12 protein-coding genes are annotated in these 17215 nt (G+C 38.8%); 5 read left to right on the top strand and 7 right to left on the bottom strand.

Annotated elements, in window-relative coordinates; translation table 11 throughout:
• Nucleotides 1-158: 158 nt before the first annotated feature.
• Both I6F50_RS16595 and purU read left to right on the top strand, forming a co-directional pair.
• Nucleotides 159-2045 (top strand): hypothetical protein, encoded by a 1887-nt coding sequence (locus I6F50_RS16595; RefSeq protein WP_165728458.1) that lies wholly within the window; start codon nt 159-161, stop codon nt 2043-2045.
• Between the two features lie 213 nt (nt 2046-2258).
• Entirely contained in the window at nt 2259-3089 is an 831-nt protein-coding gene (gene purU, locus I6F50_RS16590) for a formyltetrahydrofolate deformylase (protein ID WP_197176759.1), read from the top strand.
• Between the two features lie 181 nt (nt 3090-3270).
• Here purU and I6F50_RS16585 read toward each other — a convergent pair whose 3' ends face one another.
• Together I6F50_RS16585 and acs are read right to left on the bottom strand one after the other, a co-directional pair.
• The gene (locus I6F50_RS16585) at nt 3271-3921 is read right to left on the bottom strand and encodes a response regulator transcription factor (RefSeq protein WP_007584799.1); all 651 of its coding nucleotides are present in this window, start codon (nt 3919-3921) and stop codon (nt 3271-3273) included.
• 104 nt (nt 3922-4025) lie between these two features.
• Complete coding sequence (gene acs / locus I6F50_RS16580; protein ID WP_165741001.1) at nt 4026-5966, bottom strand: acetate--CoA ligase; 1941 nt, start codon at nt 5964-5966, stop codon at nt 4026-4028.
• Nucleotides 5967-6406: 440 nt separating this feature from the next.
• Here acs and I6F50_RS16575 point away from each other — a divergent pair, with 440 nt between their 5' ends.
• Together I6F50_RS16575 and I6F50_RS16570 are read left to right on the top strand one after the other, a co-directional pair.
• On the top strand, nt 6407-7573 hold the full coding sequence (locus I6F50_RS16575) for a DcaP family trimeric outer membrane transporter (protein WP_197119077.1): 1167 nt from the start codon (nt 6407-6409) through the stop codon (nt 7571-7573).
• Nucleotides 7574-7793: 220 nt separating this feature from the next.
• Nucleotides 7794-9917, top strand: coding sequence for a TonB-dependent siderophore receptor (locus tag I6F50_RS16570; protein WP_165742066.1), 2124 nt, complete (start codon nt 7794-7796; stop codon nt 9915-9917).
• Between the two features lie 382 nt (nt 9918-10299).
• On the opposite strand, the gene recA is transcribed toward I6F50_RS16570, so the two are convergent.
• Nucleotides 10300-11343, bottom strand: coding sequence for a recombinase RecA (gene recA, locus I6F50_RS16565; protein ID WP_024591486.1), 1044 nt, complete (start codon nt 11341-11343; stop codon nt 10300-10302).
• A gap of 68 nt (nt 11344-11411) precedes the next feature.
• Nucleotides 11412-11900, bottom strand: coding sequence for a CinA family protein (locus tag I6F50_RS16560; RefSeq protein ID WP_197176758.1), 489 nt, complete (start codon nt 11898-11900; stop codon nt 11412-11414).
• A gap of 21 nt (nt 11901-11921) precedes the next feature.
• On the opposite strand from I6F50_RS16560, the gene mutS reads away from it, so the two are divergent.
• Nucleotides 11922-14507 (top strand): DNA mismatch repair protein MutS, encoded by a 2586-nt coding sequence (gene mutS / locus I6F50_RS16555; protein WP_197119074.1) that lies wholly within the window; start codon nt 11922-11924, stop codon nt 14505-14507.
• 252 nt (nt 14508-14759) lie between these two features.
• Here the strand turns inward: mutS and rpoS are convergent, their stop codons facing one another.
• The 3 genes from rpoS to I6F50_RS16540 are packed head-to-tail and all read right to left on the bottom strand — an operon-like array spanning nt 14760 to nt 17214.
• Nucleotides 14760-15734, bottom strand: a complete 975-nt coding sequence (rpoS, locus tag I6F50_RS16550; protein ID WP_149594147.1) for an RNA polymerase sigma factor RpoS — start codon at nt 15732-15734, stop codon at nt 14760-14762.
• 35 nt (nt 15735-15769) lie between these two features.
• Nucleotides 15770-16594 (bottom strand): peptidoglycan DD-metalloendopeptidase family protein, encoded by an 825-nt coding sequence (locus I6F50_RS16545; RefSeq protein WP_165728453.1) that lies wholly within the window; start codon nt 16592-16594, stop codon nt 15770-15772.
• A 41-nt stretch (nt 16595-16635) separates the two neighbouring features.
• Nucleotides 16636-17214 (bottom strand): YqaA family protein, encoded by a 579-nt coding sequence (locus I6F50_RS16540; RefSeq protein ID WP_165740814.1) that lies wholly within the window; start codon nt 17212-17214, stop codon nt 16636-16638.
• Nucleotide 17215: the final 1 nt, after the last annotated feature.

Genomic DNA, 17215 nt, shown 5'->3' with positions numbered 1-17215 from the left:
GCATAGAATGTACCACTTTAAAATAACCTTAAACTGAACGACTTTATTGATATATAATCAAAAATTGAGCAAAAACAAAAATACGATATATATAATGGTTATTATAACTACGCTTATATTCTCCCTTAATTGGGCATGCTGTTTAAAAGGAGCATTCAATGGCTTTTGATTATGGATCGATTGATCTTGGACTAAAAAACCCCTTCAAACTTGAAGGTAAAGTAACAGCTGTAAGAGGACTCATTGAGTCTATAGCGGGTATTAGTTTACTTGTTATTGCTGCGGGATCAGTAAAAGAAGATACAACCGCTGGATGGATTTTAATGGTGTTTGGCATGCTTATTTTAGCATTCGGCATTCGCTCACTTTCAAGTGGTATTTATGCAACTCTTAAGTATTTTGTAGGCAGAAACCACCCTACTTCACTTGCTTATAACTACAGCAAATCACAAGCATCAACCGCCCAAGAAGAACAAAAAGAAGTAGCCTACACCGCGCAATCACTCGAAGAAATGCTGGTTGGTCGTAAAAACAGTACGTTTAAAGAGCCTAATGGTTTTTTATCACGTTTACTTCACAGCTTAATCCCTAAGTTATTATTCCTACCTTATCCTATTCGTAATGTTGCTCAGCGCTTATTTGGCTCATGGGTAAGTACCCTTGTTGCACTTATTGCTTATGGCCTTGTAGCATTTGTATCTTTATCGGGTTTTACCGGTGAAGCAGGCGAATTAGCATTTCCTGTTTATAGTGCCATATTAATGTTCTACGTGCTTTTTTCGTGGCGCTCTACGGGTAAACCTATTTCTAGAAACGCTGAAAAAAATATTGAAGCACTTGGTACTGGTGCACTCGCTAAAATTATTTCTTTATCTTTTATTCTACCAATCGCTATTGGCCTTTCTATGTCATGGCTGATGAAAGAACAACACATTAGCAAACAAGAAATAGATGGCTGGATTGAGCAACTACCTAGTCTTCATGCTGGCATGTACTTAATTGCGATTATTGTATTAGCCACTCTGAGCTGCGCAATTGCTTTTATTATGATTAAAGCGCGTTTAAATGCAGTTACCCCTTCTGCTGAAGTATCAGAACTACGTGAAAACTGGCAAGAGTCTGTTCATCCAGACGAAATTTTTATAAACCTAGACAATCTAGTAATGGCTAACCGTCGTTATAAAGAAGTACCTAACAGAGTTTATCGCGAATTAGATCCTAAGCTTCAAGAACAAATTGAAGGTAAAGGCGGTTTTAAAGGTGAAATGATCCAAGAGATTCAACCTAAACTGCACTCAATAGACTTAGGTAAAAACTTTACGCTAGCAAGGTTACTTGCTTTAGTAAGTGGTAACTTGCTTTATATTATAGCCTTAGCGTTTACTGTGTTTTTAGCGTATTCGTTTATTAATATTTATCATTACGTTGACGCTGCAAATATTAGTAGCTTTAAACAAGCATTTAATAACCAACATGTTATTCAATTTAGTGAGCTATTAATGACAAGCTTTCACTTATTGCTAATAAGTATACTTATTAAAGCATTTGCGCAATTGCTTACAAATACAGCTCATCTATTTTTTGCTGAAATGCAATTTGAATCACTACTAGTGTACTTTAAATGCGAAGGCACATTTACTGAGTCTAAAATATCAACAGGTACTGGTATTCATGATAGTACCCGCTCAGAAAATACTTTAGTACGCAGTAGCATAACGCCTTGGATTATTGTTTCTCGTGTTATTTCTACTACGTTTGCAGCAACAGGTATGAAAAATCTTGAACATCCTCGCCATATTATGGAAATGCATAAAGACGAAGGACAATTACAAGCAATCAAAAAAGACGTTATCGCGTTCTTGAAAGACCGTGAATCTATCGCCTCAATCACCAGTGAGCGTGATTTAGGTAATGCTTCACAAATACATCAATTAAATCAGCAAACGCGTGCTATACCTACTCAGCAAGCGATAGCTAAAGATGACGAAGAAGCTGCCGGGTATTTAAGACAAGAAGAAAGCTTATCTCCCGAGCCAAAGGGTTAATTAACTTAAACTCTGGATTATTAGTATTAATGCCACCTTGTAAATTAGGTGGCATTTTTTTATCCTTTATTAACCTCTATTCAATACCTTTTAACTTTACTACCTCTTTTATACTCAACAACATGATTAATATTGGATTAGTCCACAAAGCCCTTGCTTTATGTGCCAAAACACAAATAATGAAGTATTAATCACAGGGTAAGAATGAGGACAATGAGCTATATACTAACCACCCAATGTGCTGACGACGTAGGCTTAATAGCTAAAATCACAGGGCTTTGTCATAAAAATAATTTAAATATTACGCGTAACAACGAGTTTGTAGATAAAGACGCACAGCGATTTTTTATGCGCACAGAGCTTACAGGCAAGCCACAAAGCGACTTTTTAGATCAACTACGCGCACTGTTGCCACAAGGCGCTAAACTTGCCCTACATTGCGGTGCAAAAACTAAAGTAGTTTTACTTGCAACTAAAGAAGCCCATTGTTTAGGTGGTATGTTGCTAAAGCAATTTGAACAAACTCTTAATATTGAAGTATTAGCAGTTATTGCTAACTACGCTGATTTAGAGCCTTTAGCAAAAGGGTTTGATGTGCCGTTTCATGTTGTATCGCACGAAGGACTAACTCGTAGCGAGCACGATCAAAAAGTAGGTGATTTAATTGCCAGCTACAACCCTGATATTATTGGTCTTGCCAAATACATGCGTATTTTAAGCCCTGAATTTGTGGGTCGCTTTGAAGGCAAAATAATTAATATTCATCATTCATTTTTACCCGCATTTATAGGTGCTAAACCTTATCATCAAGCATTTGAGCGCGGCGTAAAAATCATTGGTGCTACCGCTCACTTTGTGAATAATGAGCTTGATGAAGGACCTATCATTCTTCAAGACGTAACAAGCGTAACGCACGCTAATACTGCAGAAATGATGGCTAAAATGGGTAAAGATGTAGAGAAAACAGTGTTTTGTAAAGCACTCCAACTTGCATCAGAGCATAAGCTATTTATTAATGGTAATAAAACTGTAGTGTTTTCTTAGCATTGTACCAATTCGCTTAATTAAGTAGTTTATTTTGAGGTAATAAAACAGTGTTGATAACAAGGTATGCATTTTGTTATTAACCTGAATTCTGATTAACTATTCTACACATAAAAATATGCCAGCATTGTTGCTGGCATTTTTTTGCTCATAATTAAGCAAGTGACTTTTTAAATGTAAATTATGCCTGCTCTATTGGCTCGAGTTTTAATTTCGCGGCAATTAAAACGGCTTGGGTACGATTGTACACGCCGAGTTTTCTAAATATGGCTGTAATGTGTGCTTTTACTGTTGCTTCTGATATGTGCAGTTCATAAGCAATTTGCTTATTAAGTAAACCTTCGTGCAGATATTGCAGCACTCGGTATTGTTGAGGTGTTAATGAGGCAACTTGCGCTGCTATTTCTCGGTCTTCACCTTCAATTTCAGCTACTTTGTTTTTTAACTCTTTTGGTAGCCATGTATCGCCTTCAAGTATTTGGTTAATTGCACTGGCAATATCATCAGACGATGACGATTTAGGAATAAAACCCATAGCGCCGTAACCCATTACTTTAGAAACTATATTAGCGTCTTCACTACCCGAAACAACGGCAATAGGTAAGCTTGGGTATTCTTCTCTAATACGAATAAGACCATATAAATCACCATTACCTGGCATGTGAAGGTCTAGCAGTAATATATCAAGATCCTCTTGCTCGCTTAACACTTGCAGTGTGCTGTCAAAATCGGATGATTCAAAAACCTCTAAACCTTCAAATTTTGCGCTCAATGCGCCCTTTAGTGCTTCACGAAATAACGGATGGTCGTCCGCTATTAAAAACTGACTCATGGTTCACTCCTAATAAATTCGGCTGCCAGTTAGGTATAAAACCCTTACTGACAGCCGATATACTACGTTTAGAATCAACTTGTAATCAAGTTTTTAACGCACATTTAACGATTTAATCTGTTCTCGATTAGTTCATCGACTACAGATGGATCTGCAAGCGTTGACGTATCACCGAGTTGTTGGTGCTCATTTGCAGCGATTTTACGTAAAATACGACGCATAATCTTGCCTGAGCGCGTTTTAGGTAAACCTGGAGACCATTGAATCATATCTGGTGATGCTATTGGGCTAAGCTCTTTACGAACCCAGTTACGTACCTCTTTGGTTAACTCATCGCTTACTGTTACACCTTCATTTGGCGTAATATAAACATAAATACCTTGGCCTTTAATATCATGCGGGTAACCTACAACAGCGGCTTCTGCTACTGCTGGATGTGATACAAGAGCACTTTCAATCTCCGCAGTACCTAAGCGATGACCTGATACGTTAAGTACATCGTCCACACGTCCTGTGATCCAGTAATAACCGTCTTCATCACGACGACACCCATCACCAGTAAAGTAAACACCTGGGTAGGCGCTAAAATAAGTTTGTTCAAAACGTTCATGGTCGCCATAAACAGTTCGCGCTTGCGATGGCCAACTATCTAAAATAACTAAATTACCATCTACGGCACCTTCGAGTGTATTACCTTCAGCATCAAATAATGCTGGCGCAATACCAAAAAATGGATGGGTTGCAGAGCCAGGCTTTGTATCAGTTGCACCCGGTAAAGGCGTAATCATTATGCCACCGGTTTCTGTTTGCCACCACGTATCAACAATCGGACAATTAGATTTACCAATACTCTCGTAATACCACGTCCATGCTTCTGGATTAATTGGCTCACCAACCGAGCCTAAAATACGTAAACTATCGCGATTTGACGAAGCAGTTGGCTCATCACCTTTCGCCATTAGCGCACGAATTGCTGTAGGCGCAGTATATAAAATAGTTACACCGTGTTTATCAACAATTTCGCCCATACGTCCTGCAGTTGGATAAGTTGGTACACCTTCAAATAATACTTGTGTACAACCGTTTACTAATGGCCCGTATGCAATGTAACTGTGGCCTGTGATCCAACCTACATCGGCACTACACCAATACACATCGTCTTCTTTTAAATCAAATACGTATTCATGTGTCATTGATGAGTAAACTAAGTAGCCACCAGTAGTATGCACAACACCCTTCGGCTGACCTGTTGAACCTGATGTATATAAAATAAACAATGGATCTTCAGCGTTCATTGGCTCTGGTTCACACTTTGCTGGTAAATCAGCAACTAGGTCATGCCACCATATATCGTGCTCATTCCAATCAACTTCACCGCCGGTTAATTGGTGCACAATAACATGCTCAATTGAGGTTACAGTTTCTTGCGCTACCGCTTCATCTACATTTGCTTTTAATGGAACACAATTACCTGCTCTGCGCCCTTCATCCGAAGTAATAACAATTTTGGCACCCGAATCTCGAATACGATCTGCAATCGCAGAAGGTGAAAAGCCACCAAATACAACCGAATGAATAGCACCAATACGTGCACAAGCCTGCATTGCATAAACAGCTTGAGGCGTCATAGGCATATAAATCGCTACACGATCACCTTTTTGAACACCTAGCTTTTTTAAACCATTGGCAAACTTAGCCACTTCATCATGCAATTGTTGATAAGTAATATTCTCACTTTGAGATGGGCTGTCACCTTCCCAAATAAGCGCCGTTTTGTCTGCTTTGGTTTTTAAGTGACGATCGATACAATTGTACGAAGCATTAAGGTAGCCATCCTCATACCATTTAATATTTATATGTCCTTTGTCGAATGATGTGTTTTTAACTTTTGTATAAGGGGTAGACCAATCAAGACGTTTGCCATGCTCACGCCAAAAACTTTCTGGGTCATCAATAGATTGCTTGTAAAGCGTATTATATTTATTTTTATCTACAAGAGTCGCATCTTTAATATGCGCCGGAACTGGATAGATACTTTGTGACATCTTCGTCTCCATTAAATTACTTGCCTTAGGCTCTTATCAAGGATTACTCAGCAGTACTTTATTAAGTATTAGACCTTAGTTGTATTCCTCACCAATTTGCTCATTTGTAGTTTATAATCCTTCTGCTTTCAATTTTTTTACATAAATAATACAACGCGTTAAATGTAAGTGAATACAAACTTATCAACTCTAAAACCTTAGTCTTATAGACCAATAGGTAATTGAGTAAATATTGCGCATATTCAACAGTGTTCGGTACTGTAATAAACGTATTTACTGCAGTACTTAATAAAAGCTTTATTTAACGAATGAAAACAATATGTGTATTGAAAAGCTAAATTAACACCCTTTTTATTCGTAAGTAATACTCGTAGCAAGTAATACAACCTTACATGAAAAAAAAAGTAACAGACAACAAGTAGCCTATAAAGGACACCACAATGAAATTTATCCCATTAAAAACATTGGCAGCAAGCGCTGTACTATGTGCACTATCAAGTACTGCATACGCGGCAACTGCTGCAAAAATTGGTGATACCGAATTTACTTACGGTGGATACATCAAGCTAGACACAATGTGGAGTGATTACTCCGCAGGTGCACCGGCTGGTACAAACGTTGGCCGTGATTTTTACGTACCAAGCACGCTAACCGTTGGTGACGACAATAGCTCTGATGCAGTATTTGATATGCATGCACGCGAGTCACGCTTTAATTTTGGTACATCAACTTTAATGGATAACGGCAAAACCGTTAAGACTAAAATTGAGATTGATTTTTTAGCCTCGGCTGCTGGCGGTAATGAGCGAGTTTCAAACTCTTACGCACCACGTATTCGCCACGCGTTTGTTACTTACGATGGTTGGTTATTTGGTCAAACGTGGTCTAACTTTCAAAACGTGGGTGCCCTTGCTGAAACGCTTGATTTTGTAGGGCCTGCTGAAGGCACTGTGTTTGTGCGTCAATCGCAAATTAAATATACCACTGGCGCATGGTCTTTCTCATTAGAAAACCCAGAAAGTACAATTTCTACGACTAGCGGTATGGTAGTCACTGATGATGCATCATTACCCGATTTTACAGCTCGTTACACACACAAAGCTGATTGGGGTAACATTGTTGTTGCCGCGCTTGCTCGCCAACTTACTTATAAAGTAGGCAGTGTTGATGCCGATGAAACATCTTTTGGTATTAGTGCATCGGGTAAAATAAACCTTGGTGAAGACAACCTTAAATTTATGCTTACTCAAGGCAAAGGCTTAGGCCGTTACGTAGGCTTAAACGTAGCTCACGGTGCAGTACTTAATGGCGATGAACTAGATGCGATTGACTCAACTTCTGGTTTTGTTGCTTACCAGCACAAGTGGACAAGCAAATGGCGCTCAACGTTCTTATACTCATTCTTTAGCGCTGATAACAACACTGATTTATTAGCTATTTCTGGCGATCCGACAGAATCAAGCCAAAGCTACAGCGCAAATATTCTATACTCACCCGTTAAACGTTTAACGTTTGGTGCTGAACTAAAGCATGCTGAACGTGAAACTGAAAGTGGCGTAGATGGCGATCTAGATCGCTTACAGTTCTCTGTTAAATACTCTTTTTAATAACTAAAAAGCTAACTACTTTAAAAAAGCGGCCTAGGCCGCTTTTTTATAAGGGATATTAAGTTCTATATAATTCATCAATTCGTACCCATAATCTCTTTATGTGACGCTAAAATCCAACAAAATAGAATAATAATAGGTAAAAACACACAACCTAATTGCAAATCGATATCATTTAGATTAAGTTACGCACTTCTTTTTGAACTAACTGGAAAAACTTATGTCGTCCCCTCAAGTTTTGCGTTTATCTAAATTAAGCTTTGCTACTTCTTTAATTCTATCTGGTTATGCACTTGCTGATGAAGCAACTGTAAAAGATGAACCTCTCGAAAAAATTGCGGTATATGGTCAACATCACAAAAACTACATAACAGAAGAAGCGCAATCAGCTACCAAACTAGGTCTAACAATTAAAGAAACACCACAGTCAATCTCGGTAGTATCACGCGCATTAATGGACGACTTTTCACTAGACGATATAAACTCAGTACTTGAAAGCACCCCCGGCGTAACAGTAGAGCAAATAGAAACAGATCGCACTTACTTTAAAGCTCGTGGCTTTGAAATTACTAACTTTCAAGTTGATGGCTTAGGTATTCCACAAAGCTCTGGATCTATTCAAGGCAGTCTTGATACTTCAATTTATGACCGTGTAGAAATAGTTCGTGGCGCTAATGGCTTAATGACCGGTGCCGGTAATCCTTCTGCAACTGTAAATATGGTTTTAAAAAAGCCAACTTACACAACACAAGCAAATGCATCAGCCTCGTATGGCTCATGGAATAAAAAACGTTTAGATTTAGATGTATCTACGCCAATAAATGAAGAACACGCCGTACGTGCTGTATTTACAAAGCAAAAAGCTGATTCATACCTAGATCGCTACGAAACAGATAAAACAATTATTTATTTAGCCTACGAAGGCAAATTAACAGACAGCACATTATTAAGCGTTAACTACGTTAACCAACAAAAAGATGCTAATAGCCCACTTTGGGGGGCACTACCTCTTTATTACACCGACGGCTCACCAACTAACTATGACGAATCAACCAGTACTGCTGCTGATTGGTCTTACTGGGATAACAGTGCAGAGCAAGTATATGTAACGCTTGAACAAAACTTATCAGCAACATGGGTGGCTAGAGCACGCTATGCTCACATCGAAAACAAGCAAAACTCAGAGCTGTTCTACGTATACGGTACCCCTGATAGAGATACTGAACTTGGTTTAACAGGTTATGCTAGCCGTTATGATTACGAAGATAAGCATGACTTATTTGATTTATACGCCAGTGGTAAGTTTGATTTATTTAATCAAGAGCACGACCTATCATTTGGTGTTAGCCAAGCTAAAATGGATTACAACGAGCAGTCTCTTTACGATTACACTACAGGCAATGGTTTTCCAGATATGCCATCACTTAAAACGTGGGATGGTGTAGTACCAGAGGCAACACTTGTTGATGGCGTAAATGGTAGTGATATTACTAACGAGCAAAAATCAGCTTACATATCTACTCGCATTAAATTAAGTGAGCCTTTAAGTGTGCTCGCTGGCGTGCGTTATACCGATTGGGAAACAAAAGGCACAGCCTATGGCGTTGCTCAAACTCGAAGTGACTCTGAGCTAATACCGTACATTGGTACAGTGTACGACTTTAACGAATCTCTATCGGCTTATGCAAGCTATACAGAAACATTTGTACCGCAAAAAGAACTAGACATAAATGCCAATCAACTACCTGCTGTTACTGGCAAAAGTAGCGAAATAGGTGTCAAAGCACAGCTTCTAGACGACCAGTTATTTGTAACGTTTGCTTATTTTGATGCAAAACAAGATGGCCTTGCTGTTGCTATAGCTAACTCATTACCAAGTGATACGCGTTATTATGCAGCTGATGGCATTAGTAGTAATGGTTTTGAAGTAGAGTTAAGTGGTAAATTTACAGATGATTTAAGTGCAAGTATTAGCTTTAGTAATTTAAATATTGATGGTGATGATTTAGTAAAAGATTACACACCAGAAAACCAACTTAAAGTGGCCGCAACCTACCAAGTGCCTTTAGTTGATGGCTTATCATTTGGTGCAAACTATCGCTGGCAGGATTCAACTAGCCGAGTTCAAGTTAAAGATGCTAATGGTATTGCAAGTGTTACTACCAACCAAGATGCATACGGGTTACTTGATTTAATGGCCACTTACAAAATTACAGATAACGTAGGAGTCACTTTCAACGTTAATAACACCACAGGTGAAAAATATTTGCACAGCCTATACTGGGAACAAGGTTACTACGGTGCACCGCGTAACTACGCTCTATCTGTAAATTGGCAGTTATAAATATATTTGATTAATTAAAGGCTGTAGATTTTTGCGGTTAAATTAAAAAACGACACATTTTTAATGTGTCGTTTTTATTTTTATCTAACCTAAACTCTGGTTAAGAGATTTACTAACGTATTGAATCATAGTGGTATTTAAATTTATTTTCTCTAGCCAGAGATTTTCAGTGGAAACAAGGCGAATTTACGCGTCAATAGCTGGCCTATTGTAAGTAAATTCAACGCAGTTAGCGCTGAAAATAGCTGCTCGAGATAGATTTATTATCCAGAGCTCAGGTTATCTACTTTAAGTTTTTAATAACAAAAAAACGCTAATCATTACTGATTAACGCTTTTTAAAGCTCGGGTCAAATCAAGCTTAAAAACTCATTTTGAGGCTGTTAAAGATCAGCGTCATCGCCCAACTTATCTTCACCATCATCTGGTTCAATAGTTGCTTTTAATAAAAGCATTTCGCGTAACTTGCCTTCAATCTCATCTGCAATTTCTGGGTTTTCTTTCAAAAACTTAATTGAGTTAGATTTACCTTGGCCAACCTTGTTGCCACAGTAGCTATACCAAGCACCTGCTTTTTCAACAATTTTATGCTTAACGCCTAGGTCAATTAGCTCGCCTTGCTTAGAAATACCTTCACCATACATGATGATAAATTCAGCTTGTTTAAACGGCGGCGCTACTTTGTTTTTAACAATTTTAACGCGAGTTTCGTTACCAACAACTTCATCGCCTTCTTTAACAGAACCAATACGACGAATATCAATACGTACCGATGCGTAAAACTTAAGTGCATTACCACCCGTTGTTGTTTCTGGGTTACCAAACATAACACCAATTTTCATACGGATTTGGTTAATGAAAATACATAACGTGTTAGAGCGTTTAATGTTACCAGTAAGCTTACGTAATGCTTGCGACATTAAACGTGCTTGTAAGCCCATGTGCGAGTCGCCCATGTCGCCTTCAATTTCAGCTTTTGGTGTTAGTGCAGCAACCGAGTCAATTACAACAACATCTACTGCGCTTGAGCGTACTAACATGTCACAAATTTCTAGTGCTTGCTCACCTGTATCTGGTTGAGATACAAATAATTCATCTATATTTACACCCAATTTTTGGGCATATACTGGATCTAGAGCATGCTCAGCATCAATAAAGGCACATGTTTTGCCTTCTTTTTGTGCTTCTGCGATAACTTGTAAAGTAAGCGTTGTTTTACCAGATGACTCAGGTCCGTATACTTCAACAATACGTCCCATAGGTAAACCACCTATGCCTAAAGCAATATCAATACCTAATGAGCCTGTAGATACAGATTCAATGTTTAACGCTTTGTTATCACCCAATTTCATAATTGAGCCTTTACCAAATTGACGTTCAATTTGTGATAGTGCTGCGTCCAACGCTTTTTGTTTGTTATCGTTCATTTTATTCTCCAAATCCAGCTAATGGAATCAAGTATACTGTATGAAATCACAGTATCAAGCTAATTTTTTTATTTTATCTCATCTATTACACTTTTCAATGCAAATACAATAGCTTGCAGTCTAACTTGAGCCCTATCGCCAGAGAATACTTGTTTAAAGGTCAGTACTTTGTCATTAATTTGTATGCCAAAGTACACAAGTCCCACAGGTTTGCCATCAGTTGCCCCGCCAGGTCCTGCAATACCCGATACAGCTATAGATATATTTGCATTTGTTGCTTTAATAGCACCTAATGCCATTTCACGCACTGTTTGTTCGCTCACAGCACCGTACTTTGCTAATGTGCTTGCACTTACATTTAGCAAATCTTGCTTTGCTTGGTTGCTGTAAGTCACAAATGCGCGGTCAATATAAGCAGAGCTTCCGGGCGTATCTGTAAGGGCATAACTCACTCCGCCACCAGTACATGACTCAGCACTAGTGATCCATAAGCATTTATCCGTTAAAATAGCGCCTAATTGCGCAGCAAGTGTTTTAATCTCTTGATGTAATTCCATATTCAGCCTTTGGGTAAATACATGTCGTTTGATCTTTATGCACCACACACTATAAAACAACAAACCCCTATGATGCAGCAGTATCTAAAAATAAAATCAGAGCATCGCGATATTTTATTGTTTTATCGTATGGGCGATTTTTACGAACTCTTTTTTGATGACGCTAAACGCGCCGCTCAATTACTCGATATTTCGCAAACTCATCGCGGTAAAGCCGGTGGCGATCCTATCCCTATGGCGGGCGTGCCTTATCATGCCGTAGAAAACTACTTAGCACGCCTAGTTCAAATGGGTGAATCAGTCGCTATTTGCGAACAAGTTGGGGATCCCGCAACCAGTAAAGGCCCTGTCGATCGAAAAGTTGTTCGTATAGTTACACCCGGTACAATTTCTGACGAAGCGCTTTTACAAGAACGACAAGACAACTTACTTACTAGCGTTTGGCAAAGTAAAAAAGGCCTATATGGCATTGCATACCTTGATATTAACTCAGGTCGCTTTAACATTGTTGAAGTAAATACCGACGAAGCCTTTAGCTCAACTATTCAACGCCTATCGCCAGCAGAACTTTTGTATAGCGAAAGCTTTGAAAATTTTCATTTAATTGAGCATATAAAAGGCGCTCGTCGTCGCCCAGAGTGGGAGTTCGACTTAGATACGGCTCAGCACTTATTATGCGATCAGTTTGGTACTAAAGATTTAGTAGGTTTTGGTGTTGATAAAGCCCACAGCGCGCTTGTTGCTGCCGGTTGCCTGATGCAATACGTAAAAGATACACAGCGTATTGCACTGCCACATATTCGTGCAATTACGCTTGAGCATAACGAACACGCTGTTATTTTAGATGCCGCAACGCGTAAAAATTTAGAGCTTACCGTTAATTTATCAGGCGGGTTTGAAAACACCCTTGCTCAAGTACTTGATAAAACAGCAACACCTATGGGTTCTCGCTTACTTAAGCGCCGTATTCATACTCCGGTGCGTAACAAAGATGAGCTAAATTCTCGTTTAAATGCAATTAGCGCTATTTTAGATGTACAGCTTTGTGGTGAATTGCATGAGTCATTAAAAGACATTGGTGATGTAGAGCGTGTTATTGCACGCTTAGCTTTATGTACTGCTCGTCCCCGCGATTTAACTCGCCTGCGCAGTGCATTACAAGCACTTGCACCACTGCATACTTTGTTAGGTGATGCTAACGATCCTCGTATAGCGGGTATTATCAAAAACTCACCTGAACTCCCTGATTTACAGGAGTTATTAGAGCGCGCTGTTATTGATAACCCTCCTGTACTTATTCGTGACGGTGGCGTTATTGCCCCTGGTTACAACAGTGAACTTGATGAATGGCGTAACTTAAGTAAAGGTGCAACCGATGTACTTGATCAACTAGAGCTGCGTGAACGCGAACGCACGGGCATTAGCACGCTTAAAATTGGTTATAATCGCGTACATGGCTTTTTTATTGAAGTAAGCCGCGCCAATGCCCACTTAGTGCCAGCCGACTACATTCGTCGCCAAACGCTCAAAAATAACGAACGCTATATTATTCCTGAGCTTAAAGAGCACGAAGATAAAGTACTTGGTAGCCAATCAAAAGCCTTAGCGCTTGAAAAGCAACTATACGAAGAGCTGTTCAGATTTATCGCTCCACATATTGAACAGCTGCAAATGATGGCAGCAGCACTGGCCGATTTAGACGTGTTAAATAACTTGGCCGAACGTGCATTTGCACTCAATTATGCAAAACCAGAACTGTGCGATAACGACAATATAAGCATTAAGCAAGGTCGTCACCCTGTTGTTGAACAAGTAATGAAAGAACCGTTTATTGCTAACCCTGTTGAATTAAACAGCCAACGTAAAATGTTGATTATTACGGGTCCAAACATGGGCGGTAAATCAACCTATATGCGCCAAACAGCACTTATTGTACTAATGGCTCACATTGGCAGTTATGTACCTGCAGACAGCGCTAAAATAGGTAATATTGATCGCATATTTACACGTATTGGTGCTAGCGATGATTTAGCATCAGGTCGCTCAACCTTCATGGTAGAAATGACCGAAACAGCGACTATTTTAAATAATGCCACGGCGCAGTCTTTGGTATTAATGGATGAAATTGGTCGTGGTACAAGTACCTATGATGGGCTCTCGCTTGCGTATGCAACAGCCGATCATTTAGCGTCAAAAATATCAGCTAAAACATTGTTTGCAACGCACTACTTTGAGTTAACAGAACTTGCTGAACAAACAACAGGTCTGGTAAACGTGCACCTTGATGCAATAGAGCATAACGATACAATCGCCTTTATGCATACAGTTCTCGACGGCGCTGCAAGTAAAAGCTTTGGCTTACAAGTAGCTGCCCTTGCAGGAGTTCCTAAAGCTGTGATTGCACAAGCAAAGCAAAAACTTAAGTTACTTGAAAATCATCAAAGCGTTACTGCACCAAATACAGAGCAACAAGCCTTTACTTTTAATAACGAAATTGCACAAAGTGCCCCTTCTGAAGTAGAAGAACAATTAAGCGCAATTGACCCTGATAATTTATCGCCACGCCAAGCGCACGATTTATTATATAAACTAAAAGCATTGTTGTAATACCAACCTGCATAAATCTTTGATCAATTTAACGAATTAAATTGCACTATAACGTCGTTAGAAATTTTTTATTTAGAACAACTAGATACAAAAATTTTTGCCTAGTTCTAGCGTAATTTCCTTAACGTTAAATAGACCCCGTATATAAGCAGATTGGTATAATTTATATCATCTAATTTACAAGCATAAAAAAGCCGAAGAATAAATTCTTCGGCTTTTTAACACACATAGTCTTTTAAATTATTTAAGCTGTTACGAAAACTGATTAAACAAGCTATCTGTACTTAAACCTTCTTGTTGCAAAATGTCTTTTAGACGACGTAATGCTTCTACCTGAATTTGTCTTACACGTTCACGTGTTAAGCCTATTTCGCGGCCTACATCTTCAAGTGTAGATGGCTCGTAGCCAAGCAATCCAAATCGACGTGCTAACACTTCGCGTTGTTTAGGATTCAATTCACCTAACCAATCTACAATATGCTTATTAATATCATTGTTTTGTACTTCGCCTTCAGGGCCAGCACTTTTTTCATCAGGAATGATATCAAGTAAAACACTGTCGTTTTCACCACCAATCGGCATGTCTACTGATGCAATTCTTTCGTTTAAACGTAGCATTTTAGTTACGTCTTCAACGGGTCTATCTAGGCAAGCTGCAATTTCGTCAGCTGTTGGCTCATGGTCAAGTTTTTGAGTTAATTCTCGAGCTGTACGTAAATAAACATTAAGTTCTTTAACTACATGAATAGGTAAGCGAATGGTGCGAGTTTGATTCATAATGGCACGTTCAATTGTTTGACGTATCCACCATGTAGCGTAAGTTGAAAATCTAAAGCCACGCTCAGGGTCAAATTTTTCAACTGCGCGGATTAAACCTAAGTTCCCTTCTTCAATTAAATCGAGTAAAGCCAGGCCGCGGTTGTTGTAACGGCGTGCTATTTTAACAACTAAACGTAGGTTACTTTCAATCATACGTTTGCGTGAGGCTTCACAACCTCTAAGTGATTTACGAGAAAAAAACACTTCTTCTTCTGCACTAAGCAAAGGAGAAAAACCAATTTCGCCTAAATAAAGTTGGGTTGCATCAAGATTTTTAGTGACTTCTTCTTTAGCAAAAATTTCATCATCTTCTACTTTATCTAGTAGAGTTGTGCTTTCATCAGCAGCGATGTCATCGAATTTTTCGTCAGTCGTAGTGTGTGTGTCAAGTTTTGCTGCGCTAGCCATAAGCCTTCTCCCGAGCAATTATCAATACCTAAAAATTAGGGTAGGTATTTAGCAGGATTGACAGCTTGCCCTCGGTAGCGAATTTCAAAACGAAGCGCGGTGACCGGAGACTCTGAATTACCAATTTCTGCTATTTTTTGTCCTGCCTTAACCTTCTGCTTTTCTTTAACAAGTAATTTCGAGTTATGTGCATAAGCACTTAGGTAATCATCATTATGTTTCAATATGATTAAACTACCGTATCCTCGAAGAGCGTTACCCGCGTATACCACTGTTCCTTGTGCCGCAGCTAAGACTGAAGCCCCTTTGCGATTAGTAATCTGTAAACCTTTATAACCGTTTTCCTTATTAGAAAAGCGTTTGGTAATTTTGCCCTTTGCAGGCCAAGACCATTTAACTTTACTGCTCGACAAACGTTTAGTATTACTAACTTTGTTACTGGCTTGTTTCTGAACATACTCTCGTTGTTTTGGGGGATCAAGCTCTTTCTTTAATATTATGTTATTTTTTTGTGTGTTTTTTATAGACTTTTTACTCAAGTTCGTATATTTTTCATCCCTTTTAATTTTTTCAGGCTTAGGGATTAAGGAGATATTTTGCCCAGGAAAAATGGTGTAAGGTGATGGAATTGAGTTGTTTTTTGCTAGTAACCTAAAATCCTGCCCGGCACTAAAAGCGATAGAATAAAGCGTATCTCCTCTTTGCACTTTATAACTACTTCCATTAATGTTAATAGTATGACCTAAATCATTAACATTATTATTTAGGCTGCTAACAGGTGCTGGAATATGGCGAGAAGAACAACCAAAGAGAAAAATACTAATAAATATAGTCACATACAGTAAAAACTGTTTATTCATTGTATTTTTCTCCCAAATTAGACAATTGATATTTTTAACGCTTAACGCAATAAAAAGTACGCTAGTACAATTAATACCACTAATCCCCAACCAAGTATTTCAATATACTGACGTAATTTTGCTTCCATTTTAGCCCCGCCCCACTTCATTAAAGCTGAAACTAAAAAGAAACGTGCACCGCGCCCAATAGCTGATGCGAGTAAAAATGGCAAAAATGCCATTTGCAAAACACCTGCGCCAATTGTAAATACTTTATACGGTATAGGCGAAAAACCAGCTAAAAACACAACCCAAACACCGTAATCTTTAAACCAATTTAATGCGATATCAAACTTTTCTTGCCAGTGCATTTGTGCAATTAATGGCTCAACAACCGGTTCGAATAACCAAAAACCGAGTAAGTAGCCAATTATGCCACCAAAAACCGACGCTATTGTGGCAAAGCTTGCAAAGCGCCATGCTTTTTTAGGTTGCGCAAGCGACATAGGTGCAAGCATTACATCGGGTGGTATTGGAAAAAAAACTGACTCTGCAAAGCTCATTGCAGCTAAATAACGTTCTGCATGACGGTGTTTTGCCCACACTAGGGCCATATCGTATAACTTGGTAAACAACTTCAAA

This window comes from Pseudoalteromonas sp. NZS127_1, from assembly GCF_015864295.1.
Lineage (GTDB): Bacteria > Pseudomonadota > Gammaproteobacteria > Enterobacterales > Alteromonadaceae > Pseudoalteromonas > Pseudoalteromonas arctica.
Note: the sequence above shows the minus strand (reverse complement) of the source record. Positions and strands in the feature narration are given on the sequence as shown.

What these genes read in the sequence shown, in the direction of transcription:
- I6F50_RS16595 (WP_165728458.1), top strand. Translation starts at nt 159, where the DNA reads ATGGCTTTTGATTATGGATCGATTGATCTTGGACTAAAAAACCCCTTC.
- purU (WP_197176759.1), top strand. Translation starts at nt 2,259, where the DNA reads ATGAGCTATATACTAACCACCCAATGTGCTGACGACGTAGGCTTAATA.
- I6F50_RS16585 (WP_007584799.1), bottom strand. Translation starts at nt 3,921, where the DNA reads ATGAGTCAGTTTTTAATAGCGGACGACCATCCGTTATTTCGTGAAGCA.
- acs (WP_165741001.1), bottom strand. Translation starts at nt 5,966, where the DNA reads ATGTCACAAAGTATCTATCCAGTTCCGGCGCATATTAAAGATGCGACT.
- I6F50_RS16575 (WP_197119077.1), top strand. Translation starts at nt 6,407, where the DNA reads ATGAAATTTATCCCATTAAAAACATTGGCAGCAAGCGCTGTACTATGT.
- I6F50_RS16570 (WP_165742066.1), top strand. Translation starts at nt 7,794, where the DNA reads ATGTCGTCCCCTCAAGTTTTGCGTTTATCTAAATTAAGCTTTGCTACT.
- recA (WP_024591486.1), bottom strand. Translation starts at nt 11,343, where the DNA reads ATGAACGATAACAAACAAAAAGCGTTGGACGCAGCACTATCACAAATT.
- I6F50_RS16560 (WP_197176758.1), bottom strand. Translation starts at nt 11,900, where the DNA reads ATGGAATTACATCAAGAGATTAAAACACTTGCTGCGCAATTAGGCGCT.
- mutS (WP_197119074.1), top strand. Translation starts at nt 11,922, where the DNA reads ATGTCGTTTGATCTTTATGCACCACACACTATAAAACAACAAACCCCT.
- rpoS (WP_149594147.1), bottom strand. Translation starts at nt 15,734, where the DNA reads ATGGCTAGCGCAGCAAAACTTGACACACACACTACGACTGACGAAAAA.
- I6F50_RS16545 (WP_165728453.1), bottom strand. Translation starts at nt 16,594, where the DNA reads ATGAATAAACAGTTTTTACTGTATGTGACTATATTTATTAGTATTTTT.